Source organism: Streptomyces tropicalis, assembly GCF_029269835.1.
GTDB classification, from domain to species: domain Bacteria; phylum Actinomycetota; class Actinomycetes; order Streptomycetales; family Streptomycetaceae; genus Streptomyces; species Streptomyces tropicalis.
The window spans coordinates 21,455-46,225 of sequence record NZ_JARJBB010000011.1; the positions used below are offsets into that span (position 1 = coordinate 21,455).

A 24,771-nucleotide genomic window follows, 5' to 3' on the forward strand; every position below is an offset into this window, starting at 1 on the left:
CGCGGCGCCCTCCGCGGCCCCCCGTCCAGCCGGGGTCCTCGTCCCCGTGCCACCGCACCGCCGTGCCCTCCTCCTTGGGTCCGCCTGCAGGTCCGGTCGCCGTGCCGGCGGCGGGTGCGTCCGCCCGTCCGCCGCCGGTCATGCGCTCACCTCCCGGCACGCCCGGTAGAAGTCCTTCCAGCCGTCCCGCTCGCGGACCACCGTCTCCAGGTACTCCTGCCAGATGACGCGGTCGGCCGCCGGGTCGCGCACGACGGCGCCGAGGATGCCCGCGGCGATGTCGCCGGGGCGCAGGACGCCGTCCCCGAAGTGGGCGGCCAGCGCCAGCCCGCCGGTCACGACGGAGATCGCCTCGGCCGTCGACAGCGTGCCGCTCGGCGACTTCAGCCTCGTACGGCCGTCGGCGGTGATGCCGTCGCGCAGTTCGCGGAAGACGGTGACGACACGGCGGATCTCGTCGATGCCGTCCGGCGCGGCCGGCAGGTCGAGGGAGCGGCCGATCTGGTCGACGCGCCGGGAGACGATGTCGACCTCGGCCTCGGGGGTCTCGGGCAGCGGCAGCACCACGGTGTTGAACCGGCGGCGCAGCGCGCTGGACAGCTCGTTGACCCCGCGGTCGCGGTCGTTGGCCGTGGCGATCAGGTTGAAGCCGCGGACCGCCTGCACCTCGTCGCCCAGCTCCGGGATCGGCAGGGTCTTCTCCGACAGGATCGTGATCAGGGTGTCCTGCACGTCGGCGGGGATGCGGGTCAGCTCCTCCACCCGGGCCGTCGCCCCCTGCGCCATCGCCCGCATGACCGGGCCGGGCACGAGCGCCTCGCGGCTGGGACCGTGGGCGAGCAGCCGGGCGTAGTCCCAGCCGTAGCGGACGGCCTCCTCCGGGGTGCCCGCGGTGCCCTGCACGAGCAGGGTGGAGTCGCCGCTGACGGCGGCGGCCAGATGCTCGGACACCCAGGTCTTCGCCGTGCCGGGCACGCCGAGCAGCAGCAGGGCCCGGTCGGTGGCGAGGGTGGTGACGGCGACCTCGACGATGCGGCGCGGGCCGACGTACTTCGGCGTGATCACCGTGCCGTCGGGCAGGGTGCCGCCGAGGAGGTAGGTGGCGACCGCCCACGGGGACAGTCTCCAGCGGGCCGGGCGCGGGCGGTCGTCCTGCGCGGCGAGCGCCGCGAGTTCGGCGCCGAAGGCGTCCTCCGCGTGTGGCCGCAGCACCTGCTGCGAGCCCGCGGCGGGCCGGCCGGAAGGGCCCGCGACGGTGGCCGCGGACAGGCCCGCGGGTGTGGACGCGGAGTGCTTCCGACTCGGTTCGACAGACGTCGGGTCGACGGACACGGACATGGCTGAGGCCCCCTCCAGCTCGGCCGGTTCGGATCTGTCACCCACCGTGCACCACGGCACTGACAATGCGCTCCGACCTGCGAAAACTTGCTCGCCGAGTCGATTGTCAGTGGGGGCGCCTACCTTCGATCCCATGACACAGCAGGGGGTGCGCAGGACTGCGGACCAGGTGCTGGCGATGGCGCCTGACGACGCGTCACGCACGGCGGGCCGGAGGCTCGGCACGGCCGGGCCGTGGTCCGGCGCGGGCAGGGACGGCGAGGGGGCGGTGTGGGGGCTGTGCAGGGGCAGCGGCAGCAGGCCGTACCGGACGGCGGTGGACCTGGGGGACCCGGCCGGGCCGGCCTTCTCGTGCTCGTGCCCGAGCCGCAAGTTCCCGTGCAAGCACGCGCTGGGACTGCTGCTGCTGTGGGCGGGCGACGACGGCGCGGTCCCGTCCGGGCAGGCGCCGGAGTGGGCCGCGCAGTGGGTGGCCGGGCGGCGGGGCAGGGCGGAGACCAGGCACGCGGCGGCAGCCGCGGGTGCGGCGGGGGGCGGGCCCGCGCCCGCAGACCCGGAGGCCGCCCGGCGCCGGGCCGAGCGCCGGGCCGAGCGGATCACGGCGGGGGCGACCGAGCTGGAGCAGCGCCTGGCCGACCTGCTGCGCGGCGGCCTGGCCGCGGCCGAGCAGGCGGGGTACGGGCCGTGGGAGGAGGCCGCGGCCCGGATGGTCGACGCGCAGGCACCGGGGCTGGCCGCGCGGGTGCGGGAGCTGGGGGCGATCCCGTCGTCGGGGCCGGGCTGGCCGGCGCGGCTGCTGGAGGAGTGCGCGCTGCTCCACCTCCTGGACCAGGGCTGGCTGCGCCGCGAGGGGCTGCCGGAGGACCTGGCGGCGACGGTCCGGGCCCGCATCGGCCTGCCAGGCGGTCCGGACGGCCCTCCACTGCGGGACCGCTGGCTCGTCCTCGCCCAGTACGACACGGCGGACGCGAAGCTGACCACGCGCCGGATCTGGCTGCACGGCACCGCCTCCGCGCGCACCGTCCTGCTCCTGTCCTACGGCGCGGCCGGCCGCGCGCCGGCCCTGACGCTTCCGGTGGGCCTGGTGCTGGAGGCGGAGGTGTCGGCCCGGCCGGGCACCGGGGGGCTGCGGGTGACGCTGGGCGAGCAGCTCGTGCCCGCCGCACCCACCCGGGCCCGCCCGCCCGGGGAGCCGACGGCGCACGCGACGGCCCGCTACGGCGCGGCCCTGCGCACGGATCCCTGGCTGGACGCGGTGCCGGTGACCCTCGGCCGGGTCATCCCCGTGCCGGTGCCGGACGGCGACTCCTGGCAGCTCGCGGACGCCGACGCGGGCGGGGCGCTGCCGCTGACCGCGACGGCCCGGTCCCGGCCGGGGCTGTGGCGGCTGGTGGCGCTGTCGGGCGGTGCGCCGGTGACGGTGTTCGGCGAGTGCGGCCACCGCGGCTTCACCCCGCTGACCGCCTGGCCGGAGGGCGAGGGAGAGGCGGTGAACCTGTGCTGACCCCGGAGCGGCGGTGACTGTGTGCCGACCCGGCATCCACCTGCAGTGACGTTCGCCCGCACCCCGCCCGCCGGGGCGAGGGGGCACTCCCCCGCCGAGGCGTCCCGATGTCGCCCGTGCGCGGCGGACAGTCACCCGAGCGGAGCACACCGACCGGTGGGCGCCCCGCCGGAGGCGCACATTGGCAGCATCGGCGTTGCGCGCACCACCCGCCGCGAACGCCCCGGCGCGCACCACACAGGGCCCACCGATTCGCCCTTTCTCGTCCGATCCGCGCATTTGTTCCGCTCCACGGGAAACCCGGTTGCACGTGACCCTTCAACCACTCCCCGGCCCCCGGCTACGGAAAGGAAGCCCATGATCAGGACCTCCGCCCTCGAGGAGGCGCCCGCGTCGGGTGCCTGGGAGGAGTTGGTCACCACAGCCCTGCTGGGCACGGACCGCCGTGCGCCCCGAGGCGGGGCGGGCGGGGAGGCCCCGGCGGCCCTGCTGGACGCCGCGGCCCTGGCCGCGGTGCGGCGGCGGGCGGGGCTGCTGCCCGCCCCGGCCGCAGCGGGCCCGGCGCCCGCACCCGCCGACCCGCGTCCATCGCTGCCGGCTGCCGCCGCCCGCCGGCTCGCGATGCTGCTCGCCGAGCGGCCGGGCACCGGCGCAGGCGGCCGCCGGGGCATGGCCCCGGACCTGGTGGAGCTGCTGCCCCAGTGGCTCGCGGCTGCCAACGCGCGCGGCTTCGCCGCACCCCCGCAGGCGCTTCCCGCCCTGCTGGACGCGGCCCGCGGCCGCTCGGACCTGAGACCGGCGGCGCTGGCCTTCGCGGGCCCGCGGGCACTGTGGCTCGCCCGGCTCAACGGGGACTGGCGCTTCGCCCTGCGCGCGGCCACGGACGGCGGTTCCGGGCTGCCCGGCCCGGAGGACGCCGAGGCGGTGCGGCAGCTGTGGGAGGAGGGCCTGTTCGCCGAGCGGGTCGCCCTGCTCACGGCGGTCCGCGCGCACCGGCCCGCGGCCGCGCGGGAGCTGCTCGCCGCCACCTGGCCCGCGGAGCGTGCGGAGGACCGGCTGATGTTCCTGGACTCGCTGCGCTCCGGGCTGGGCCCGGACGACGAGGCGTTCCTGGAGCAGGCGCTGTCGGACCGCAGCCGCAATGTGCGGGCCACGGCGGCGGAGCTGCTGTCGGCGCTGCCCGGGTCGGCGCTCGCGGCCCGGATGGCGGACCGGGCCGGCGTCTGTGTGGCCCTGGACCGCACGCTCCCGGAGCCGGCGCTGGTCGTCGAGGCACCGCACGAGTGCGATGCGGGCATGGAGCGGGACGGCGTCGCCGCGAAGGCCCCGGCCGGCCGGGGCGAGCGGTCGTGGTGGCTGGGACAGCTCGTGGAGGCGGCACCGCTCCGGTCGTGGCCGGCACGGCTGGGCGGGCGGACTCCGCGGGAGATCGTGGCACTGCCGGTCGCGGACGACTGGCGGGCCGAGCTGCACGCGGCGTGGTGCCGGGCCGCGGTGCGGCAGCGGGACGCGGAGTGGGCGCGGGCGCTCCTCGGGGCTCCCGCCGCCCGTGACGCGAACGGGCCGGGCGCGGTGTCCCTGGCCGAGCGGGCCGGACTGCTCGGCACGCTGGACTCCGCGGAACGGGCCGACTGGGTGGCCGGTTTCATCGCGGCGCACGGATTGTCCGAGGCGTTTCAACTGCTCGGGGTGTGCGCGGTGCCGTGGACCGCACCGCTGGGACGAGCGGTGGTCGACGCGCTCAACATCGCGCGGGATGCGGGGAGTTACCCATGGAGTTTCAGTGGAGTGATGGGACTGGCCGAGCGGTGCCTGGACCCCGCGGAGGCGAACCGGCTGGACGGCCTGCTGGCGGTGCCGGAGGAGCCGGAGGACGCCTCGCCGGGGGCCGGCGGGTACTGGTCCGAGGCGTTCCAGCGCCTGGTGACGACCCTGCGGCTGCGCAGCGCGATGCTGGAGGAACTGGACGCGGCACCGCCCGGCTGACGGCCGGGGACGACCGCCCCCCGGGGACTACCGAACGGGGCCCCCGGACCCGGCGCCCGCCACGCCGCGGTCCCCTCACGTGGGGTGAGAGGGACGGACGGGAGCGGTGTCCGACCCGGAAGAAGCAGCGGACCCTGACCGGGCTGCCCATCCCGGACGCCCGGCGGCCCGGCGCCCGGAGGCCCGGCCGCAGGCGGCCCTCCGGCGGACGGCTCCCCGGCGGACGGCCGATCCTGGACGTCCGGTGGTTCCTAGGCTCCGGCGGGCTGGCGGACGTTCGCCCGGACCCAGTCGACGATCGACTGGGTGGTGGCGCCCGGGGTGAAGATCTCCGCGACGCCCTTGTCCTTCAGCGGCGCGATGTCCGCCTCGGGGATGATTCCGCCGCCGAAGACGACGATGTCCTCCGCGTCCCGCTCCTGGAGCAGTCCGATCACGGCGGCGAAGAGGGTGTTGTGCGCGCCGGAGAGGATGGACAGCCCGATCGCGTCGGCGTCCTCCTGGATCGCCGTGTCGACGATCTGCTCGGGGGTCTGGTGGAGCCCGGTGTAGATGACCTCCATGCCGGCGTCGCGCAGCGCCCGCGCAATCACCTTGGCGCCCCGATCGTGGCCGTCGAGCCCCGGCTTGGCCACCACCACGCGGATCGGACCGGCTGCCACACCCATCACTGCCTCCATGAAGCGACTACATCCATCCGTACCGTCAAGCGCCGCACAAGTCGAGCGCATCGAGCATGCCGGGCATACCGCACGATTCCCGCAGTACACCCCGCACCGCACCGGGTGCACCGCTGTGACACGGATGCCTCGCACCACATTGTGCGAGGAAGTGAACGAACGTTATCGCCAGCATCCCGCAACAGGCAGTTTCACGGTGCACACAGAGGGGGAAATCACACGGTGGGACACGTTCGCCGCGCACTGTTCCACAGCGCCGCGGCCCCCGCGCCGCAGGTATCGGCGGCATGGGGACCGCAGCAGGAGCAGTCGCCAAGGGAGCCGGAACGAGGCCGCCGCACCACCGCGCCGCCGACCGCGCGCCGCGGTGGTACTGCGCATCGGCCGGGGTTCGAAGGGCACACAGGGCAGGTACGGCACGACCGCGGGGAGCCCCGGCGCCACACCGGCGCAGGACCCCGCCACCCCACCGGCGCCGAGCGCGCCGCGGGCCGGATCCACCCCGCGGGCCCTTCTCACGCCCCGTCGAGCACCTCGGTCGCGACTGCCCACGAGGACACACGGGGGACAGGGCCGTCCTCCCGTGTGTCGACAGGAGGTCGGCCATGAAGGTCACGAGCGTCGCAGATCCCCTCGTTCCGCTCTGCCAGCGCCTGCTGCCGGTCAGACTGGCGGGGCTGTCCCTGTCCCTGCTGAAGGCGACCGCGCTGGAGCTGGCGATCCTCGCGGGACACCTCCTGCTCTATCCGTCGGGCATCATCCAGGAGCGCCGGGCGGCCGCCGACCTGCTCGCCGCGCCCGACGGTGCCGCGCAGCTGCCGACGGAGGCCAAGCCGCCGGTCGTCCTGCTGCACGGGTTCATCGACAACCGCTCGGTGTTCCTCCTGCTGCGCCGCAATCTCGCCCAGCACGGCCGGCAGCGGGTGGAGTCCCTCAACTACTCGCCGCTGACGTGCGACATCCGCACCGCCGCCGAGCTGCTCGGCCGGCACATCGAGGAGATCTGCGAGCGCACCGGCAGCGTGCGGGTGGACGTGGTCGGGCACAGCCTCGGCGGCCTGATCGCCCGGTACTACGTGCAGCGGCTCGGCGGCGACCTCCGGGTCCGCACCCTGGTGACCCTGGGCACCCCGCACTCCGGCACCCGGGTCGCCCCGCTGGCCAACGCGCACCCCATCGTGCGGCAGATGCGCCCGGGTTCGGAGCTGATCGAGGAGCTCGCCGAGCCCGCGCCCGACTGCCGGACGCACTTCGTCAGCTTCTGGAGCGATCTGGACCACCTGATGGACCCGCTGGAGTCGGCCTGCATCGACCACCCCGACCTGTCCAGGGAGAACGTGCAGGTGAGCGGCATCGGCCATCTCGCGATGCCGGTGCATCCGGCGGTCGCGGCCGGGATAAGGCAGGCCCTGGACACCCTGCGGCCGCAGGACCGGGCCGCCGGGGCGCGCGGTGGCCTGACCGTGGCCTGACCGTGGCACAGCGGCGCGCGGGGCCTGCCGTCCGGCGGCCCCGCGCCCACGCGCCCCCGGTACGCCACACCACGACGGCGGCCCCGCGGGACGAGCGGGACCACCGGCGCCCCGGTTCACGGGACCGCCCTCACTCCGGTTGACGGGATCGCCCCGCACGGAGCGCCCGGACGTCACGTCCCCGCCCCGAACGAACCCCGAACACAGGACCAAGCGCGTCCGCAGTCCCCCGAAACACGGCCGATTGCCCGTTTCCCCCGCACGGGAAACCTGCGGAAGATTGTCGTGCCCGCGGACCGCCGGGTACAGTCACCGCACTGCTCTGGCAGCCCCTGTTGTCGAGGCGAAAGAGAAGTCGGTGAACGACCGCCATCCGTCGGGGACCGCTACCACCCCGGCTCCGGCCTCCGATGCCGCCTCGGCGCCGTACGCGCCCTACGGCGGACCGGGCGCCGCGTACGGCGACTTCACCACGTACGGCGACTACGACGCCAACGGTTTTCCGACCGGCGCACACACGACGACGGCGTTCGCGACGGACCCCCTCTTCGGTGAGCTGTCCGGCCACGGCGACACCGGCACCGGCGCCCACGGCACCGCCCACTGGACCACGGGCAGCCACCAGCCCCTGCACCACGACGCGTACCCGGCCGCACAGCACGCCGTCCACGACACCGGCGCCTACGCCACGGCCGCGTACGACACCGGCGCCTGGGACACCGCCGCCTGGGCGGACGGCCGGCAGACGCTCGGCGCCGTCCCGCAGCAGGGTGCGCCGGTCGACGCCACCGGCCAGTGGGACGCCCACGCCTGGCAGCAGCCCGACGCCCCTGCACCCGTCCCCGACGGCACCCAGCAGTGGGAGTGGGGCACGCAGGCCTTCGACACGGGCACGTTCGACACGGGCGCCTTCGCCTCGGCGACCTTCGACACGGGTGCCTTCGACGCCGCGCAGTGGAACTCCGATGGCGCAGAGGGGACTTCGGTCCCCGAGGCGTTCGCCGCCTACGAGCATCAGGGCGAGGCCGCCTTCGACGCGCCGGCCACGGCCGTCCTCGAGCAGGCGGCCCCGGCCGGCCACGACGAGCCCGCCGAGCCCTCCGCGGAGGAGGGCGACCCGGCCGGCACCGGTGAACTGCCCACCGCCGGACCGCTGCTCGAGGGCCAGGAGGAGGTCACCCCCTCACCCCGGGCCGCCGCCCGGGCCGCGTCCCGGTCACGGCGCCGGCCGCCCGCCAGGCGTTCCGCGCTGCTGACCGTCGCCGTGCCCTCGGCCTGCGTCATGGGCGTCGCCGGGATCGCTGCCGCGTCCGTCGGGAGCCTGACCGACGACACCAAGGACACCGCGGCATCCGTGCCCGACGCGCACGCCGTGCAGCCGTCCGCCGCCAACAACAAGCTGGACAGCCAGCTGCAGAGCCTGTCCGCCGGCGCGGACGACTTCGCCGACCGGGCCAGCCGCACCCAGCAGCGCATCGACCTGCGGGCCCAGCAGGTGGCCGCGAAGAAGAAGGCGGCGGAGGATGCGGCCCGCAAGGAGCGGCTGCGGCCCAAGTTCGTCCTCCCGGTCACCCAGCGCGGGCTGAGCGCCTACTTCGGCCAGGCGGGCGTGAACTGGATGTCCGTGCACACCGGCATCGACTTCCCGGTCTCCTACGGGACGACGGTGATGTCCGCGATCGACGGCACGGCACGGACGCAGTGGAACAGCGCCTACGGGAACATGCTCATCGTGACCGGCAAGGACGGCACGGAGACGTGGTACTGCCATCTCTCCAGCTACCGGGTGGCCTCCGGCACCCCGGTGAAGGCCGGCCAGCCGGTCGCGTACTCGGGCAACTCGGGCAACTCCACGGGCCCGCACCTGCACTTCGAGGTCCGGCCCGCCGGAGGACCCCCGGTGGACCCGCTGCCGTGGCTGCGCAGCCACGGCCTGGACCCCACGTAGGCCGGGCCGGAACGTCCGCCCGCACGCCACCCGCATACGGCAGAAGACGGCAGAAGGCCCCCGCCACGACGGCGGGGGCCTTCTCCGCGGGGCCGGCCGGCTGACCGGCCGGCCGCTAGAGCTTCTCCACCGGTGCGTACCGCAGCAGCAGCCGCTTGGGCTTGGTGTCGCCGAAGTCGATGGTGGCCTCGGCGTTGGTGCCCGTGCCCTTGACCGCGACGACCGTGCCGAGGCCGAACTGGTCATGGGTGACCCGGTCGCCCACCGCCACCGACACCACCGGCTTCTCGGCCGTCCGCCGGGTGGCGAAGCCGGAGGCCCCGGACGCCGACGAGCGGGATCGGGACGAGGACAGCGACGCGGCCACCCCGGACGCCGGGCCGGAGGCCACCGGCGCCGGAGCCCCGGTGCGCTTCCAGTCCACGTGGGCCGCCGGGATCTCCTCCAGGAAGCGGGAGGGCGGGTTGTACGACGGCTGGCCCCAGGCGCTGCGCACCGCCGACCGGGTCAGGTAGAGCCGCTCGCGCGCCCGGGTGATGCCGACGTACGCCAGGCGCCGCTCCTCCTCCAGCTCCTTGGTCTGGCCGAGCGAGCGCATGTGCGGGAAGACGCCGTCCTCCATGCCGGTCAGGAAGACGACGGGGAACTCCAGGCCCTTGGCGGTGTGCAGGGTCATCAGGGTGATGACGCCGTCGCCGTCCTCCTCGTCGGGGATCTGGTCGGAGTCGGCGACCAGGGCAACCTGCTCCAGGAAGTCGGACAGGGTGCCGCCCGTGGCCCCGCCCCCCGCTCCCGCGGCCGTCCCGCCCTCGGCTGCCTCGCCGCGCTCCTGCTCGAACTCCAGTGCCACGGCGGCCAGTTCCTGGAGGTTCTCGATACGGGTCTCGTCCTGCGGGTCGGTGGAGGCCTGCAACTCGGCCAGGTAGCCCGTCCGTTCCAGGACGGCCTCCAGGACGGTGGCCGGGCCGGCGCCCGACTCGACGACGGTGCGCAGGTCCTCCATCAGCGTGTTGAACCGCTTGACCGCGTTGGTGGACCGCGCGGCCATGCCGTAGGCCTCGTCCACCCGGCGCAGCGCCTGCGGGAAGCCGATCTTCTCGCGCTGGGCCAGCGCGTCGATCATCGCCTCGGCGCGGTCGCCGATGCCGCGCTTGGGCACGTTGAGGATGCGGCGCAGCGGCACCGAGTCCTCGGGGTTGGCGAGGACGCGCAGGTAGGCCAGGACGTCCCGGACCTCCTTGCGCTCGTAGAACCGGACGCCGCCGACGACCTTGTAGGGCAGGCCGACGCGGATGAAGATCTCTTCGAAGACACGGGACTGGGCGTTGGTGCGGTAGAAGACGGCGACGTCGCCGGCCTTGGCGTCGCCCGCGTCGACGAGGCGGTCTATCTCGTCGGCGACGAACTGCGCCTCGTCGTGCTCGTTGTCGGCGACGTAGCCGGTGATGCGCGCGCCGGTGCCGGCGTTGGTCCACAGGTTCTTCGGGCGGCGGGACTCGTTGCGCTCGATGACGGCGTTGGCGGCGGACAGGATGGTCTGCGTGGAGCGGTAGTTCTGCTCGAGCAGGATCGTCGTCGCGTCCGGGTAGTCCTCCTCGAACTGGAGGATGTTGCGGATGGTCGCACCGCGGAAGGCGTAGATCGACTGGTCGGCGTCGCCGACCACGCAGAGCTCGGCGGGCGGCAGGTCGTCCTGGCCCGGGGGCACGTCCACCGGGTGCTCGGAGGTGTCGACCAGCTCGCGCACCAGGGCGTACTGGGCGTGGTTGGTGTCCTGGTACTCGTCGACGAGGACGTGGCGGAAGCGGCGACGGTAGTGCTCGGCGACGTCCGGGAAGGCGCGCAGCAGGTTGACCGTCGTCATGATCAGGTCGTCGAAGTCGAGGGCGTTGGCCTCGCGCAGCCGGGACTGGTAGAGCGCGTAGGCCTGGGCGAGGGTCTTCTCGAAACCGTCGGTCGCCTGCGCGGCGAAGTCCTCCTCGTCGATCAGCTCGTTCTTCAGGTTGGAGATCTTGGCGCTGAAGGACTTCGGCGGGTAGCGCTTGGGGTCGAGGTCGAGGTCCCGGCAGACCAGGGCCATCAGGCGCTTGGAGTCGGCGGCGTCGTAGATCGAGAAGGACGAGGTGAAGCCGAGCCTCTTCGACTCGCGGCGCAGGATGCGCACGCACGCGCTGTGGAAGGTCATCACCCACATCGCCTGGGCGCGCGGGCCGACGAGCGCCTCGACCCGCTCCTTCATCTCTCCGGCGGCCTTGTTGGTGAAGGTGATCGCGAGGATCTGGCCGGGGTGGACCCCACGCTCGCCGAGGAGGTGGGCGATGCGGTGGGTGAGCACGCGGGTCTTGCCGGAGCCGGCGCCGGCGACGATGAGCAGCGGGGACCCGGAGTGGACCACGGCTGCGCGCTGGTTGTCGTTCAGCCCGTGGAGGAGGGTGGCCGGGTCGACCGCGGGGCGGGCCGCGCCGTCGCGGTAGTAGGCGTCCCGGTCCGGCGGCGCGTCGAACTTCCCGCCGAACAGATCGTCCGGGAAGGGCTCCGGAGCGTGATCGTCCTCGGGCGGCGGCGGGGGTTCCTCCGCGTGGCCCCGCGGGGCCTGGAGGTCCGCCAGGAAGCTGTCGTCAAAGAGGCTGCTCATCGCTCTCCGAGTCTAGGGCGCCGCACCGACAGCCCGTGGCCGCCCGGGGAACATCACAGGCACCCGGCACGCCCCTCCCGCCACGGCACGTCGCGGGGCGGACGCCTCACGCAGTGCATCCACACCGTCACGGCCTGGGGATTTCGTACCCGGGTCACGAAAATGTATCGGGCATATCGCTCATCAACCTTCACAGAAGGCACACGAGTTGGCTAGCGTGCGGTCGGGCCGCACGACCCTCTCCGGCGAACGTCGCCGGGCCGCGCGGCCTCCGCCGAGTCCGGTGCCGCCGCCATGCGCACCGGAGCCGGGGACCCACATCGACCCCGGGGTGAATCGGTCCGCACCGCGCCGCGCGAAGGACCGTAGGGCCAACCTTCCGAAGCATCCGCCCGAACCCGACAGCTAACCCGGTAGGCGGACGATGGAAGGAGCCGCCTCCCTTGGCGTCGCACCGCAAGTCCCGCCCCGCGGGCACAGGCGTGGCAGGTCTGCGCACCCCGGCCCTGGCCACCGCCGCCCTCACCTCCGTGGCCCTGCTCACCCAGTCGGCCGAGGCCGCCCCGCCCGGCGGCGGCAGGCCCAGCGTGGAGGAGGTGGAGAAGAAGGTCGACGACCTGTACCGCCAGGCGGAGTCGGCGACCGAGAAGTACGACGAGGCCAAGGAGCGGACCGCCAGGCAGCGGGGGCGCGTGGCCGCCCTCCTGGACGACGTGGCCCAGCGCACCGACCGGCTGAACAAGGCCCGGGAGAAGCTCGGCTCGTTCGCGGCGGCCCAGTACCGTACCGGCACCTCCGCCTCCGACACCGCGACCTTCCTGCTGGCGGACACCCCGCAGGACTACTTCGACCAGTCGCAGCTGATGAGCCGGCTCACCGAGCACCAGAAGCGGATGGTCGACGACTACGGCGCGCAGATGTCCTCGACGCTGCGCAAGCGCCGGGAGGCCACCCGGAGCCTGGAGACGCTGACGGCGTCGCAGGGCGACATCCGCACGGCCAAGGCCACCGTGCAGAAGAAGCTCGCCGACGCCCGCGAGCTGCTGTCCCGGCTGACCGCCGAGGAGAAGGCGCGGCTGGCCGCGGCGGAGCGGGAGAAGCAGCAGGAGGCGGCGCGCAGGGCCGCGGAACTGGCGAAGCAGGAGGCGGCCCGGCGGGCCGCGCAGCAGGACACCGCACCCTCCGGCACCCCCGGCACCTCCGGGTCGGGTTCCGGTTCCACGGGCACGGCGGGCTCCTCGGCCTCGGCCAAGGCCGGCAAGGCGCTCGCCTTCGCCCGCGCCCAGATCGGCAAGCCGTACGTGTGGGGCGCGACCGGACCGGGCTCCTACGACTGCTCCGGCCTCACCCAGGCAGCCTGGCGGGCCGCCGGCGTCGCCCTGCCGCGCACGACCTACGACCAGGTGGACACCGGGACGACGGTCCCGCTCTCCCAGGCGCAGCCCGGCGACCTCGTGTTCTTCTACGACGACATCAGCCACGTCGGCCTCTACATCGGCGACGGCATGATGATCCACGCCCCGAAGCCGGGCGCGTACGTGCGCGAGGAGTCGATCTACTACGACGGCGAGTCCGCGATCCACAGCGTGGTGCGGCCCGCCTGAGCGGCCGGGGCGGGGCGGCGCGTTGGCCCGGGCGGGTGACCGGCGGGCGGCCGGGCGCGCCGGGCCGGGGGTTTTGCGGGCGCCCGCGCGCGTGGCCCGGCCGCGCGGCGCGGGCCGCTCCATAGCATCGGGCCATGCCCGGCACCTCTCCCCTGCGCGCCTGGTGGGCGCGCCGTCCCCCGGCGGCCGGGGCCGCCGTGATGGCCACCGGCGTCCTGTCGGCGGCCCTGTACACGGCGGGCGACAGCGCGCTCTCCCTGGCCGCCCTCGCCCTGGCGTGCGCCGTCTGGCCGGCGTTCGTGGCGCTCTGCGCGTGGCGGCTGCTGCGGGCCCGGGCGGTGTGGGCGGCGCAGGCGCGGACCCCGGCCGCGCTCACCGGGGCCGCCGGGACGGCGCTGCTCGGCACGGGGTTCGCCCTGCACGGCGCGCATCTCGTGGCGGCCGTGCTGCTCGCGGGGGCGGCGCTGCTGTGGGCGGGGCTGCTCGTGCCCGTCCTGCGCGCCGGTCGGCGTCCGGCGTCCGGCCCGGTCTTCCTGGGCTGCGCGGCCACCGAGGGCCTGGCCCTGCCGGCCGCCGTCCTGGCCCGCGCGGAGCAGACGCCGTGGCTCGCGCACGCGGCGATGGCGCTGTTCTGGCTGGGGGTCGCCCTGTACGTCCTCGCGCTGACCCGCTTCGACCCCCGGCAGGTGACCGAGGGGCGCGGTGACCAGTGGCTCGCGGGCGGGGCGCTCGCCCTCGCGGCGCTGGCCGGGGCGCAGCTGCTGGCCGCCGCCGGCACGCGGATGTACCTGTGGGACAGCGACGACGACGGGGTGCTCCGCTCCGTCACGGTGACGCTGCTCGTGCTCGCCCTGTGCTGGTACGTCGTCCTGCTGGCCGCCGAACTGGCCTGGCCGCGGCTGCGCTACGACGAGCGCCGCTGGTCGACCGTGTTCTCCCTGGGCGCGACGGGGGCGGCGGTGCTGTCCGTCGCCGCGGTGCTCCGCGTCCCGTCGCTCACCGGCTCCGGGCAGGTGCTGCTGTGGATCGCGGTGGCGGCGTGGGCGGCCGTCGCGGCGGCCACGGTGGCGCGGGCGCACACGGAGTGCCGGGCGGACCGGTGACCGCGGCCCGCGGGATGCCGGACCGTCAGGTCCACAGCACGGCGATGAAGACGTTCACCGTCGTCAGCAGCCCGACCAGGCCGAACAGCCGCTTGTCCACGGTCTCCTCGTCCCGCTGCACGTAGACCAGGCCGAGGATCACGATCAGCAGCGCCAGCTTCACCCCGATCTTCACGGTGTCGACGGAGTGGCCGTCGGCCTGGTTGAGGCCGACCAGCACGGCGCCGGTGACCAGCATGGTCAGCGCGCCGTGCAGCATTCCGGGGACGAAGCGGGCCGTTCCACGGCCCATCGCCTTCATCTGGGTGAGGAAGCCGCCGAGCAGTGCGGCGATGCCGACGATGTGCAGGCCGACGAAGAGATGGATGAGTACGTCCATGGGTGGGGAGCCTAATCAGGGCCCCGCGGCCCGACGACACCGGGCCGCTCCGCGGGCGGGCGCCGTGCGCCGGTTGCATATATGCGCACGCCCCCATAGCACCGGGCCACCGTCCGCAGCCGGGGAATCCTCCGCTTCGGTCATCACTCTGCGTGAAGTCGACGGCCCCGCGTCGCCATTGCGGTCACATGACGTCACCTCATGATCTCCTCCCGTCACTTCCGCACATGGAGTTACCGGACCGACACGGAGCGGCATAACGTCCTGCCCCAGGTGACCGGCTCCCCACCGCCGCCCAGGGCCAGGGGCGGCAGTCGGACACCACCGCCGAGAATGTCCGGCGGCGGCGTGCTCCCCCTGTGCGGGCCGCCGCCGGACGCGCACCGGCACCGTGGTCGGACGAAGGGACGTGACGGGTCCAGGTGGCAGCGCACCGCAGGCACCGACAGCGCACGCCGGGCGGCGGCACGGCCCGTACGGCGGTGACGATCGCCCTCGCCGGCGCGGCCACCGCCACGGGCTTCGAGGGGACGGGCCACGCGGACCCCCAGCCGACGCCGGGCCAGGTCCGGGCGAAGGTGGAGCGGCTCTACCAGGAGGCGGAGACCGCCACCGAGCAGTACGACGGCGCCCGCGAGAAGGCCGACGCGGCCGAGGGCCGGATCCGGACGCTCGGCGACCGGGCCGCCCGCGCGCAGCAGGAGCTGAACACCGCCCGGGACGCGCTCGGCACGGTCGCCGCGGCGCAGTACCGGGACGGCGGCTTCTCCCCCACCCTGCACCTGATGCTCTCCGACGACCCCGGGCAGTACCTCGACGGCGCCGAGTTCGCCGAGCGGGCGGGGGTGCGGCAGTCGGCCGCGGTGGCCCGGGTGCGCCGCCGGCTGCGGGAGATCGACCAGCTGCGCGCCGCCGCGCACGACGAGGTGACCTCGCTCCGTGCGCACCAGGCCGAGCTGAAGCGGCAGAAGGGGACGGTCACCGGCAAGCTGGCCGAGGCCCGCCGACTGCTCGCCCGACTCTCCCCCGGGCAGCGGGCCTCGGTCGGCGGGGACGGCGGCACCGGCCGGGCCTCCCGCTTGGCCGGGGACGTCCGGGACGCGCTCGGCGCCGCCGGATCGGCCGCCGCCCCCACCTCCCGCGCGGCGGCGGCCATCACCTACGCCCAGCGCAAGCTCGGCAGCCCCTACGTCTGGGGCGCGACCGGCCCCGACGCCTTCGACTGCTCGGGCCTGATCCAGGCCGCGTACCGCTCCGCCGGGGTCTCGCTGCCGCGCACCACCTACGCCCAGATCAACGCGGGACGCCGGGTCTCCCGGTCCGAACTGCTCCCGGGCGACCTGGTCTTCTTCTACTCCGGCATCAGCCACGTCGGCCTGTACATCGGCAACGGCATGATGATCCACGCGCCCAACCCGTCGGCCCCGGTCCGCGTCGCGCCGATCGACCAGATGCCGTTCGCGGGGGCGACGCGGGTGGCGTGAGGCCCGCCGGCCCTCAGGCGCCGCGGGCGTGCGCGACGAACGCGGTCCAGGCTGCCCCGGCGACGGCGAAGCGGGAGCCCTGCGGGCCGGGTTTCGAGTCCCGGACGTGGACGGTGTGGGGGCAGGGGGCGACTTCGTTGACCGTCTCGTCGTCCAACGGCGGACAGCTTCCCCCGATCAACGCCCGCGCGTACTCCTCCGTCTGCAACAGGCCCGGAATCAAAAGCGGTTCGCAGCAGGCGAAGCTGCCGACCACGGCGCCGAAGGACAGGGTGGCGACGGCCGCGTCACCCGCGGAGCGCGGGCCGGGCACGCGCGCTGTTCCGGGCGCAGGCGGTGTCCTGAGGTCCGCCCGGCGAGGCGACGGACGCGGCGGAACTGCTGCTCAGCGAGCTGGTGACGAACGCGTACCGGCACGCGGAGGTGCCCGGCGCGAGATCCGGGCCCGATGGGAGGTCACGGAGGACCGGGTCCGCGTCACCGTGGCCGACGCGGACGGTGCGCTCCCCGGGGCGAGGACGGCGGGCGCGGACGACGAGTCCGGGCGCGGCCTCGCCCTCGTCGCCGCCCTGGCGGACGACTGGGGAGCGGCCCGCAGGGCGTGCGGCGTGGGCAAGGAGGTCTGGTTCCTGCTGGTCCTGCCCCCGGCGGCCGGGCCGTCGGGGGGCGTCGGACCGGGCGTCAGACCAGGCGGCGGGCCGTGGCCCAGCGGGTCAGCTCGTGGCGGTTGGAGAGCTGGAGCTTCCTGAGGACCGCCGAGACGTGGGACTCGACCGTCTTCACGGAGATGAAGAGCTGCTTGGCGATCTCCTTGTAGGCGTAGCCGCGGGCGATCAGCCGCAGTACCTCCCGCTCGCGCTGGGTGAGGCGGTCGAGGTCCTCGTCGACGGGCGGCGCGTCGGTCGAGGCGAAGGCGTCGAGGACGAAGCCGGCCAGGCGGGGCGAGAAGACGGCGTCGCCCTCCTGCACCCGGAAGACCGAGTCGACCAGGTCGGCCCCGGTGATCGTCTTGGTCACGTAGCCCCGGGCGCCGCCGCGGATCACGCCGATGACGTCCTCAGCCGCGTCGGACACCGAGAGCGCGAGGAACCGCACGGGCCGCTCGGCGTCGGCCATGAACGCGGAGCAGCGGCGCAGCACTTCGACTCCGCCGCCGCCGGGCAGGTGGACGTCGAGGAGGACCACCTCGGGGCGGGTCGCGGTGATGACGGTGACCGCCTGGTCGACGTCGGCGGCCTCCCCGACCACCTCCACGCCGGTCTCCTCGGTCCGGCCGATCTCGGCCTGGACGCCCGTACGGAACATGCGGTGGTCGTCGACGAGGACCACCCGCACGTGCCGCCCGCCGGGGACCCCGGCCTCCTGCGCCGCTCCCGGCGTGCCGTTCCCCTCGGTCGGGTCGCTCATCACGTGTCCTCCGCCCTCTCCATCTCCAGCTCGACCTCCGTGCCGCCACCGGGCACCGCGCGCAGCCGCGCCGTGCCTCCGTGCCGTTCCATGCGGCCGATGATCGATTCTCTGACGCCCATGCGGTCGGCGGGTATCGCGTCCGGGTCGAAGCCCGGCCCGCGGTCCCGGACGGACACGAAGACCGTCCTGCCCTCGACTTCGGCGTAGACCTGCACGGCACCCCCCTCGCCACCGTACTTGGCGGCGTTCACCATCGCTTCCCGCGCGGCCTGCATCTGCGCGCCGATCCGGTCGTCGAGCGGGCAGTCGCCGACGACGACCACCTCGAGCGGGACGCCGTGCTTGTCCTCCACCTCGGCGGCGTTGCGCTTGACCGCCTCGGCGAGGGTGGCCGGCTCGTCGGCCTCGTCCTTGCCGGTGCCCTCGGGCTTGTAGAGCCAGGCCCGCAGGTCGCGTTCCTGGGCGCGGGCGAGGCGGCGCACCTCGCCCGGGCTCTCCGCGTTGCGCTGGATCAGGGTCAGGGTGTGCAGCACCGAGTCGTGGACGTGGGCGGCCACCTCGGCGCGTTCCTGGGCGCGGATGCGCATCAGGCGCTCCTCGGACAGGTCCTGCGTCATGCGCACCAGGTACGGCCCGGCGAGCAGGGTGACACCGACGAGGACCGCGAGGGCGGCCTGCAGGACGGAGCCGAGGTGGGTGCCGGCGCCCTGGAGGACGAAGATCCCGGAGACCCCGGCGGTGACCAGCAGGACACCGCCGACGGTCCGCAGCAGCGTGAGCGTGCGGCGGCGCCGGCCGACCTCGGCCCAGCGGGCGCGGCGCGCGTTGTCGGCCTGGCGCCACACGAGGGCGACGCCCGCGCCGACGAGGACGGCGGGCAGCAGGTACGCCTTCGCGCCGCCGCCGAGGTTGACGCTGCCGACGAAGACCGACGCGACGACGACCATGAGGAGCAGGGCCACGATCTGGCCCTTGTCCGGCCGGCGGGCGACGAGCCGGCGGCGGCCGTCGGCCGAGGTCTCCGTGGCGACGGGGGTGGGGGCCCGCTGGTCGCCGACGCCGCCGACGCCGAGCGGGACGAAGAACCAGAAGGCCGCGTACAGCAGCGCGCCGAGCCCGTCGGCCATGAACAGGCCGACGAAGACGAGCCGGACCCAGACCACGGGCAGTCCGAGGTGCCCGGCGAGACCCCGCGCGACACCGCCGAGCCAGCGGCCGTCGCTGCTGCGGTAGAGCTTGCGCGGGGGCCGCGGATCGTCGAGGGGCAGGCTTGCGGCGTCCGGCATGCCACCGATGGTCACATGCCCGTGCACGGGGAGCATCAGGGTCGGCCCCGGAGAGTCCCCTGATCTTCCCCGGTGCCGCGGAATCCCCCCGAATTCCCGGCGCTCGCCCGGGCGTCCGCCGCGGATCAGGGACGAATCAGGGTTCGACCAGGGTCGTCCCGGCTGCCGCGGCGGCAGCGCGCCCGTCACCATGGACCCATGACGAACCAGGGCGCGCCGGGACCGGGCGGACGGCCGGGTGCCGCCGGCACGGCGCACCCGGGCGGAGGGCCGGGCGTGACAGGAGCGGCGGGGCGGCAGGAGTCCGGCGATCCGGCGGCGGGGGGCCGTGCGGCGGAGCCGGGCACCCCGGACACGGCGCCGCCGCGGCTGCGGCGGGACCGGCGGCACCGGATGATCGCCGGGGTGTGCGCGGGGCTGGGGCGGCAGTGCGACATGGACCCGGTGATCTTCCGGATCACGCTGTCCGTGCTCGCCGCCACCGGTGGCATCGGCCTCATCTTCTACGGCTTCGCGTGGCTCCTCGTCATGGAGGACGGCGAGGAGGAGAACGAGGTGCGCAAGCTCCTCACCGGCCGCGTCGACGGGCCCACGCTGGCGGCGGTGCTGTTCGCGCTGGTCGGCTGCGGGGTGTTCCTGTCGATGCTGCGCAACGGCGGGGTGCTGGCCTTCGCCGTCGTCGTCTCCCTCCTGCTCGCCGGCGCCGGGTACTGGTCGCTGCACCGCGGGGCGCCCGACCAGGAGTCCGCCCCGGGGGCCCGGCAGGGTGCGGGCCTCGCCGCCCAGGCGGTGGCCGACGCCCCGCCGGAGGCGCAGGCGCCGCCGGTCCCCGCCGCCCACGCCTCCTGGTGGCGCGACCCGATCGTGAAGGACGGCACCCACGTCGGCGGCACCGGATACCTGTGGGGGCCGCAGGACGTCCGGGATCCCGGCGTCGCGGCGCCCGGCCGGGACCGCGCCGCCCACGACGGCCGGCTCGGGCGTGCGGGGCGCGTCGCGGTGGCCCGGGACCGCGGCCCGCGCCGCATCGGCGGCCCGGTGTTCCTGCTCGCCCTGGTCGCGGGCGGCCTCGGCACCGCCCTGACCTGGGACGGCCATCCTCTCGGCACCAGTCTCCAGACCGGGCTGGCGTGCGCCCTCGCGGTCTTCGGGCTGGGTATCGCGCTGAGCGCGTTCGTGGGCCGGACCGGCGCGGGCACGGTGTTCTGGGCCGTCGTCACCGCAGCCCTGCTGGCCGGATCGACGGCGCTGCCGCAGGACGTCTCCACGCACTGGGCGCGCCGGACCTGGCAGCCCGCCACCGCGGCCGACGTCCGCCCGGCCTACGACTTCGGCACCGGCGCCGGCACCCTCGACCTGACCCGGGTGCGGCCCGGCGCCGGGCGGACGGTGAGCACCCGGGCGGAGATGGGCGCCGGGCGGCTGCGGGTGGTCGTCCCCGCGGACGTGACCGTGCGGATGGCGGTCGACGTGGGCGTCGGCGACATCCAGCTGCCGGGGGACGGCCCGAAGGACGTGGACGTCGCGCCGGGCCGGCATCGCCGGGTGACCCTGCCCCCGGCGGCCGGCACCCGTGACGCGGGCACCCTCGGTCTCGATCTGCAGATCGGCCTCGGACAGGTGGAGGTGAGTCGTGCTGCGTCATGACGTCCAGCCCGGGAGGCTGGTGGCCGGGATCTTCCTCACCACCACCGGGGTGGTCTTCGCCGGGGACGCGGCCGGGGCCTGGCGGATCCCCTGGTTCGTGGTGGTGCCCCTGGTCGTGGGCGGTCTGAGCCTGGCGGCGGCGGTCGGGGTCCTGCACCGCGGCCGAAGGCGCCGCCGCGCGGTGCGCGCCCCGGCGGGCACCCCCGGCCGGACCCGAACGGGCTGACCTACCGGCCGTCGTCCCGCCTCCGGCGCCGGGCCCGCAGCGCCGCGTCGAGGGAGAACTCCGGCGCGCCCGCGAGGACCAGGGGCAGCCAGGCCATCAGGTAGGCGAGGTCGTTGCCGTAGTAGTAGGGGCTGGTCGACCAGCTGACGGTGAGCCACAGGCTCAGCGAGATGAGCGCGCCGCCGAGCGCGGCGACGCGACCGAGCAGTCCGAGCAGGGTGCCGGCGCCGACGGCCAGTTCCCCGAGGGCGATGGCGCAGCCGAAGCCGACCGGGTTGTGCAGGGCCAGGTCGACGAGGGCGGGGACGGCGGCGGAGTCGCGGATCGCGTGCATGGTGTCGCCGATCGACCCGGGGCCGGAGGCCTTCAGGAAGGCGCCGTCGGTGAGCTTGTCGACGCCCGCGTAGACGAAGGTGACGCCGAGGAAGAGGCGCAGCGGCAGGAGGGCGTGGCGCGCGGCGGCCGCGCGCAGGTCACCGCCCCGGCCGCCGTAGGAGATCTGCGTGTCCGCGCGCATACCGTGAGTCATCGCTGCCAGCCACCTCTCACCGCGGTGCCGATGGGCCCTCACCGACGATACGTACGCCGGGGGGCGGGAGTTCAACACGGAAGGCCGTTTTTCGGCGTGTCGGCGTGTCGGTGTGCCGGCGTCCGGCGTCCCGTGTCCGGGGCAGGGCGGCGGGCGGCCGGGGAGAGGACGGGCGGCGGAGGTCAGTCCGTGACGTCGATCGTGTACCGGTTCGTCTCCGCGCCGGCCGCGGTCACCACCTGGACCTCGACCCGGCCCGGCTCCACCTCCGCCGGGACCGGCACGGTCAGCACCGTGTCCGTGGGGTTGCCGAAACCGCCCGCGACCGGCACCAGCGGCACGTGGACGTGGACCGTCCCGATGCGGACCACCATCCGGGACAGCCGGTCGGCCCCCTGCGCCCCCGGCGGCACGAAGCCCGCCCCGCGGATCTCGATGTCGTCGCCGGTGCGGATCGGCCCGTCCAGGTCGCCCGCCTCCCGGGACCGCACCACGGACAGGATCACCGCCCGGCCGCCCTCGGCGTACTTGCCGGCCAGGTAGGTGGCCGCCGACACCAGCACCACCACCGCGAGCCCCCACGGCAGGTCGGGCAGCCGGTCGGGGCGCCGGGCCAGCCGGACCGCGGCGAACGCCACCGCCACGGCGGCGACCGCGACGTACTGGATGTCGGTGAGGGCGCCGCGCCCGGCGTCGTCGGTGAGCAGGTCCGCCGCCCGGGGCCGGTCCCCGGGCACCTTCTGGAGCCGCTGCCCGAGGACGCGCAGCCCGACCACCCGGCGTGCCAGCACCGCGACCCCGCACACCACGGCGAGCACGGTCACGAGGCCCGCGCCGCGCGCCAGGTCCAGGCCGGAGATCAGCGCGTCGCGCTCCGCGGGGTCCGAGGCCAGCACGAGCCGGCCCACCAGGACCAGCACGGCGTACGCCACGAACAGCACCCACACCGCGGCCACCGCCCGGGAGGTGGACAGGCGGTTGTCCTCGCCGATCACCGGGGCCAGCGCACCGCCGCGCATCCGGTGGAACCAGGAGGCCGCCGCCACCGCCCCGGTGAACACGACCCCGGCCAGCAGCCCCGCCGTGCGTGCCGCGGTCCAGCCGGTGCCGACGGCGGTGAGGGCCTGCACGAGGAGCAGCAGCACCAGCGCCGCGCCGACCGCGCCGGCGGTGCGGTGCCACAGCCGCGCGAGCCACGCCCCGCCCTCCGCCCGGCCGCGGGCGGCGACCAGCTCCGCGGACTGGGTCAGCTCCTCCGACACCCACTGCCGCGAGGCCGACGCCGAGTGGGCGACCGCCGCGGGCAGTCCCTGCCCGGCGGCGAACGCATCGCGCTGGACGAGGAAGGCGGCCACCGCGCGCCGGTGCCCCTCACGCGCCCCGAGCGGGCAGTCACCGCAGGTGCAGCCGCCCTCGTGGGCCGCAGGCCCGGTGCCGCCCCTCGCTTCCTGTACCGCCACGCCCGACGCCCGCCTTCCTCGACACCTTCCGAACACCCTTGTCCAGCAAGCGAATTGTGCCCTACCGAACCGGGCCTCGCGGACCGCCGGTGAGGTCGGCGCGGGTGACGCCGGGGCCCGGCGCGTTGACCGGCTGGGAGAATCCGGGCATGGCCGAGATCATCCAGCGCGACGGGACCTGGGCCTTCGACGGGAGCACGGTCCGCATCACGCCCGGGCTGCACCGGTCCGTGCCGCTGTTCCGGCGGGCCTGCGGGGAGATCGCCGTACCGCTGGAGGCCGTGTCGGGCGTCGACCACGAGCCGGACGGCGGCCGCGGCCGGCTGCGGCTGCGGCTGCGGGCGGGCGCCGACCCGCTGCTCGAGGCGACCGGCGGGCGGCTGCCGGAGGCGGCCGACCCCTACCGGCTGCGACTGGACCCGCGCCGGTCGGCCGCCGCCGGATACCTCGCCGGGGAGATCCGCCGGGCCCTGCTGCTGGACCGGGTCCCCACCGGGCCGGCCGGGTCCTATCTGCTGGCCGGGCCGCCGGTGCCGGTCTCGGTCCGCACCTCCGACGGCACCGTCTCCTTCGACGGGGCGCGGGTCCGCATCGACTGGGCCGCCACGTCCGACCGGGCCAAGCGGGCGCTGGGCCCGCGGGTCATCGCCCTCGGCGACCTGACGGCGGTGCAGTGGAGGCCCACCTCCCCCCGCGCGGAGGGCCTGCTGCGTTTCGTGACCCGGGAGACGGCGGTCCGCGCGCTGCCTCCGGAGCGGGACCCCGGTGCGCTGGACCTGTGGGGCAGCGCCCGCCGGGACCTGCTGACGGCGCTGGTGGCGGCCGCGGTCACCGCCCGGCTGCCGCACCCGTCCACCCGCGCCGCGGGCCCGCCGCCCGGACGGCGCGGCCGCCCGCTCGTCCCGTCGGCGCGCACCGGGCGCCACGACGTGCTGCTGCGCCGGCTGCGCGCACTGGGCGAGCTGCACCGGGACGGCGTCCTCACCGACGAGGAGCTCGCCCGGACCAGGGCGGCGGTGCTGCGCGGTAGCGCCTCGGCCGCCGCGGGCGCGCCCGCCGAGGGCACGGTCAGCTGAGGAGGTCCGGCTCGGCGCGGCTGATGTCCTGCCACAGCGGCTGGTAGTTGATCCAGGCCACCAGGTCGCCGCCGAGCTGCTCCCGGGTCGCCACGGCGAGCTTGTGGTCGATCAGGACCGGCCGGCCCGCGGCCCGCGCGGTCAGCTGCACCTGCGCGGAACGCTCCATCGACAGGAACCACCAGGCCGCCGCGTCCACCGAGTCCCCGACGGTGAGCAGCCCGTGGTTGCGCAGCACGAGCGCCTTGCGGGTGTCCAGCACGGACGCGATCCGGCGGCCCTCCTCGGCGTCGACGGCGACCCCGGTGTAGGCGTCGTACAGGGCGTGGTCCTCGTAGAAGGCGCAGCTCTCCTGGGTGAGCGGGTCGAGGAGCTCGCCGAGGGCGGCGAGGGCGCGGCCGTGCACGGAGTGGCAGTGCGCGACGGCGACGACGTCGGGGCGGGCGGCGTGCACCTGGGCGTGCACGGTGAACGCCGCCTGGTTGACGTGGTAGCGGCCCTCGATCACCTGCCCGTCCTGGTTGGCGAGGACCAGGTCGCTCACGGTGACGTGCCGGAAGGGCATCCCGAAGGGGTTGACCCAGAAGCACTCGGTGAACTCCGGGTCCCGGGCGGTGATGTGACCGGAGACGCCGTCCTCCAGCCCGGCCCGCCCGAAGATCCGCAGCGCCCCCGCGAGCCGTTCCTTGCGGTGCCGCCGTTCGTCCTCGACCGACTCGTGCATCGGCGGCATCGCGAACTGCAGCCGGTCGGTGGGCAGGGGCGGGGGCGGAGTGGGGCCGTGCATGGGTCCTCCGGCACTGGGTTCCGTTACGCGCCGGAAGCTACCGCCGGTACGGCCAGGATGACAGCGCTGGTTTGTAAAGATGACGCGCACACCCGACACGCGGCAGGAGATGTCCGTTTCCGGGCCGGGCACCGCCGTCCGGCCGGTGAACGGGAAAGAGGTGGAACCGCCGGGCGGTTCCACCTCCTGCGCACGCTCAGGCGGGCCCGAGCGGGAC

General features: G+C 75.2%; 20 protein-coding genes, 1 pseudogene and 1 riboswitch. Of the genes and pseudogenes, 10 read left to right on the forward strand and 11 right to left on the reverse strand.

The window, feature by feature from the left end; all coding sequences use genetic code 11:
* Positions 1-138: 138 nt before the first annotated feature.
* A complete protein-coding gene (locus P3H78_RS21065) occupies positions 139-1,338 on the reverse strand; it encodes an ATP-binding protein (protein ID WP_276110643.1) in 1,200 nt (399 codons plus the stop codon).
* A 133-nt stretch (positions 1,339-1,471) separates the two neighbouring features.
* Here P3H78_RS21065 and P3H78_RS21070 point away from each other — a divergent pair, with 133 nt between their 5' ends.
* Together P3H78_RS21070 and P3H78_RS21075 are read left to right on the forward strand one after the other, a co-directional pair.
* Positions 1,472-2,842: an SWIM zinc finger family protein gene (locus P3H78_RS21070; RefSeq protein WP_276110644.1), complete on the forward strand. Its 1,371-nt coding sequence runs from the start codon at positions 1,472-1,474 to the stop codon at positions 2,840-2,842.
* Positions 2,843-3,199: 357 nt separating this feature from the next.
* Positions 3,200-4,828: a DUF5691 domain-containing protein gene (locus P3H78_RS21075; RefSeq protein ID WP_276110645.1), complete on the forward strand. Its 1,629-nt coding sequence runs from the start codon at positions 3,200-3,202 to the stop codon at positions 4,826-4,828.
* A gap of 251 nt (positions 4,829-5,079) precedes the next feature.
* On the opposite strand, the gene icmB is transcribed toward P3H78_RS21075, so the two are convergent.
* Positions 5,080-5,496 (reverse strand): coenzyme B12-dependent isobutyryl CoA mutase small subunit, encoded by a 417-nt coding sequence (gene icmB / locus P3H78_RS21080; RefSeq protein ID WP_276110646.1) that lies wholly within the window; start codon positions 5,494-5,496, stop codon positions 5,080-5,082.
* A 617-nt stretch (positions 5,497-6,113) separates the two neighbouring features.
* On the opposite strand from icmB, the gene P3H78_RS21085 reads away from it, so the two are divergent.
* Positions 6,114-6,980, forward strand: coding sequence for an esterase/lipase family protein (locus P3H78_RS21085; protein ID WP_276110647.1), 867 nt, complete (start codon positions 6,114-6,116; stop codon positions 6,978-6,980).
* A 358-nt stretch (positions 6,981-7,338) separates the two neighbouring features.
* Positions 7,339-8,928, forward strand: a complete 1,590-nt coding sequence (locus P3H78_RS21090; RefSeq protein ID WP_276110649.1) for a peptidoglycan DD-metalloendopeptidase family protein — start codon at positions 7,339-7,341, stop codon at positions 8,926-8,928.
* A 115-nt stretch (positions 8,929-9,043) separates the two neighbouring features.
* Here P3H78_RS21090 and pcrA read toward each other — a convergent pair whose 3' ends face one another.
* Positions 9,044-11,563 carry a DNA helicase PcrA gene (gene pcrA, locus P3H78_RS21095; RefSeq protein WP_276110650.1) on the reverse strand — a complete coding sequence of 840 codons (2,520 nt, stop codon included), beginning with the start codon at positions 11,561-11,563 and terminating at the stop codon, positions 9,044-9,046.
* A gap of 277 nt (positions 11,564-11,840) precedes the next feature.
* Positions 11,841-11,998: riboswitch (cyclic di-AMP (ydaO/yuaA leader) on the forward strand.
* Between the two features lie 8 nt (positions 11,999-12,006).
* Between pcrA and P3H78_RS21100 the strand changes: the two genes are divergently transcribed.
* Entirely contained in the window at positions 12,007-13,167 is a 1,161-nt protein-coding gene (locus P3H78_RS21100) for a C40 family peptidase (protein ID WP_276110651.1), read from the forward strand.
* Between the two features lie 134 nt (positions 13,168-13,301).
* On the forward strand, positions 13,302-14,270 hold the full coding sequence (locus P3H78_RS21105) for an SLAC1 family transporter (protein WP_276110652.1): 969 nt from the start codon (positions 13,302-13,304) through the stop codon (positions 14,268-14,270).
* A 25-nt stretch (positions 14,271-14,295) separates the two neighbouring features.
* Here the strand turns inward: P3H78_RS21105 and P3H78_RS21110 are convergent, their stop codons facing one another.
* Entirely contained in the window at positions 14,296-14,649 is a 354-nt protein-coding gene (locus P3H78_RS21110) for a hypothetical protein (RefSeq protein ID WP_276110653.1), read from the reverse strand.
* A 422-nt stretch (positions 14,650-15,071) separates the two neighbouring features.
* Between P3H78_RS21110 and P3H78_RS21115 the strand changes: the two genes are divergently transcribed.
* Positions 15,072-16,133 carry a C40 family peptidase gene (locus P3H78_RS21115; protein WP_276110654.1) on the forward strand — a complete coding sequence of 354 codons (1,062 nt, stop codon included), beginning with the start codon at positions 15,072-15,074 and terminating at the stop codon, positions 16,131-16,133.
* 13 nt (positions 16,134-16,146) lie between these two features.
* Here P3H78_RS21115 and P3H78_RS33555 read toward each other — a convergent pair whose 3' ends face one another.
* From P3H78_RS33555 to P3H78_RS21130, 4 genes and pseudogenes are all read right to left on the reverse strand, one after another.
* On the reverse strand, positions 16,147-16,290 hold the full coding sequence (locus P3H78_RS33555) for a DUF397 domain-containing protein (protein WP_438828010.1): 144 nt from the start codon (positions 16,288-16,290) through the stop codon (positions 16,147-16,149).
* Positions 16,267-16,365: pseudogene (locus P3H78_RS33560) on the reverse strand (Scr1 family TA system antitoxin-like transcriptional regulator); the annotation flags it as partial. The gene P3H78_RS33555 and the pseudogene P3H78_RS33560, both read right to left, overlap by 24 nt.
* Before the next feature lie 449 nt (positions 16,366-16,814).
* Positions 16,815-17,540, reverse strand: a complete 726-nt coding sequence (locus P3H78_RS21125) for a LuxR C-terminal-related transcriptional regulator (protein WP_276110657.1) — start codon at positions 17,538-17,540, stop codon at positions 16,815-16,817.
* Complete coding sequence (locus P3H78_RS21130) at positions 17,540-18,829, reverse strand: ATP-binding protein (protein ID WP_276110658.1); 1,290 nt, start codon at positions 18,827-18,829, stop codon at positions 17,540-17,542. Before P3H78_RS21130 ends, P3H78_RS21125 begins: the two co-directional genes overlap by 1 nt.
* A 198-nt stretch (positions 18,830-19,027) precedes the next feature.
* Between P3H78_RS21130 and P3H78_RS21135 the strand changes: the two genes are divergently transcribed.
* Complete coding sequence (locus P3H78_RS21135) at positions 19,028-20,476, forward strand: PspC domain-containing protein (protein ID WP_276110659.1); 1,449 nt, start codon at positions 19,028-19,030, stop codon at positions 20,474-20,476.
* Positions 20,463-20,702, forward strand: a complete 240-nt coding sequence (locus tag P3H78_RS21140; RefSeq protein ID WP_276110660.1) for a hypothetical protein — start codon at positions 20,463-20,465, stop codon at positions 20,700-20,702. Before P3H78_RS21135 ends, P3H78_RS21140 begins: the two co-directional genes overlap by 14 nt.
* Before the next feature lies 1 nt (position 20,703).
* Here the strand turns inward: P3H78_RS21140 and P3H78_RS21145 are convergent, their stop codons facing one another.
* Together P3H78_RS21145 and P3H78_RS21150 are read right to left on the reverse strand one after the other, a co-directional pair.
* Complete coding sequence (locus P3H78_RS21145) at positions 20,704-21,231, reverse strand: TQO small subunit DoxD (RefSeq protein WP_276110661.1); 528 nt, start codon at positions 21,229-21,231, stop codon at positions 20,704-20,706.
* 182 nt (positions 21,232-21,413) lie between these two features.
* On the reverse strand, positions 21,414-22,691 hold the full coding sequence (locus P3H78_RS21150; protein WP_276110662.1) for a hypothetical protein: 1,278 nt from the start codon (positions 22,689-22,691) through the stop codon (positions 21,414-21,416).
* A 149-nt stretch (positions 22,692-22,840) separates the two neighbouring features.
* On the opposite strand from P3H78_RS21150, the gene P3H78_RS21155 reads away from it, so the two are divergent.
* Entirely contained in the window at positions 22,841-23,767 is a 927-nt protein-coding gene (locus P3H78_RS21155; protein WP_276110663.1) for a DUF4429 domain-containing protein, read from the forward strand.
* On the opposite strand, the gene P3H78_RS21160 is transcribed toward P3H78_RS21155, so the two are convergent.
* Complete coding sequence (locus P3H78_RS21160; protein ID WP_276110664.1) at positions 23,760-24,554, reverse strand: class II aldolase/adducin family protein; 795 nt, start codon at positions 24,552-24,554, stop codon at positions 23,760-23,762. The two genes, P3H78_RS21155 and P3H78_RS21160, sit on opposite strands and share 8 nt — an antisense overlap.
* Between the last annotated feature and the right edge of the window lie 217 nt (positions 24,555-24,771).

Coding starts and splice junctions, on each gene's coding strand:
- P3H78_RS21065 (WP_276110643.1), bottom strand. CDS start 1,338: ATGTCCGTGTCCGTCGACCCGACGTCTGTCGAACCGAGTCGGAAGCAC.
- P3H78_RS21070 (WP_276110644.1), top strand. CDS start 1,472: ATGACACAGCAGGGGGTGCGCAGGACTGCGGACCAGGTGCTGGCGATG.
- P3H78_RS21075 (WP_276110645.1), top strand. CDS start 3,200: ATGATCAGGACCTCCGCCCTCGAGGAGGCGCCCGCGTCGGGTGCCTGG.
- icmB (WP_276110646.1), bottom strand. CDS start 5,496: ATGGGTGTGGCAGCCGGTCCGATCCGCGTGGTGGTGGCCAAGCCGGGG.
- P3H78_RS21085 (WP_276110647.1), top strand. CDS start 6,114: ATGAAGGTCACGAGCGTCGCAGATCCCCTCGTTCCGCTCTGCCAGCGC.
- pcrA (WP_276110650.1), bottom strand. CDS start 11,563: ATGAGCAGCCTCTTTGACGACAGCTTCCTGGCGGACCTCCAGGCCCCG.
- P3H78_RS21105 (WP_276110652.1), top strand. CDS start 13,302: ATGCCCGGCACCTCTCCCCTGCGCGCCTGGTGGGCGCGCCGTCCCCCG.
- P3H78_RS21110 (WP_276110653.1), bottom strand. CDS start 14,649: ATGGACGTACTCATCCATCTCTTCGTCGGCCTGCACATCGTCGGCATC.
- P3H78_RS21125 (WP_276110657.1), bottom strand. CDS start 17,540: ATGAGCGACCCGACCGAGGGGAACGGCACGCCGGGAGCGGCGCAGGAG.
- P3H78_RS21130 (WP_276110658.1), bottom strand. CDS start 18,829: ATGCCGGACGCCGCAAGCCTGCCCCTCGACGATCCGCGGCCCCCGCGC.
- P3H78_RS21135 (WP_276110659.1), top strand. CDS start 19,028: ATGACGAACCAGGGCGCGCCGGGACCGGGCGGACGGCCGGGTGCCGCC.
- P3H78_RS21145 (WP_276110661.1), bottom strand. CDS start 21,231: ATGACTCACGGTATGCGCGCGGACACGCAGATCTCCTACGGCGGCCGG.
- P3H78_RS21155 (WP_276110663.1), top strand. CDS start 22,841: ATGGCCGAGATCATCCAGCGCGACGGGACCTGGGCCTTCGACGGGAGC.
- P3H78_RS21160 (WP_276110664.1), bottom strand. CDS start 24,554: ATGCACGGCCCCACTCCGCCCCCGCCCCTGCCCACCGACCGGCTGCAG.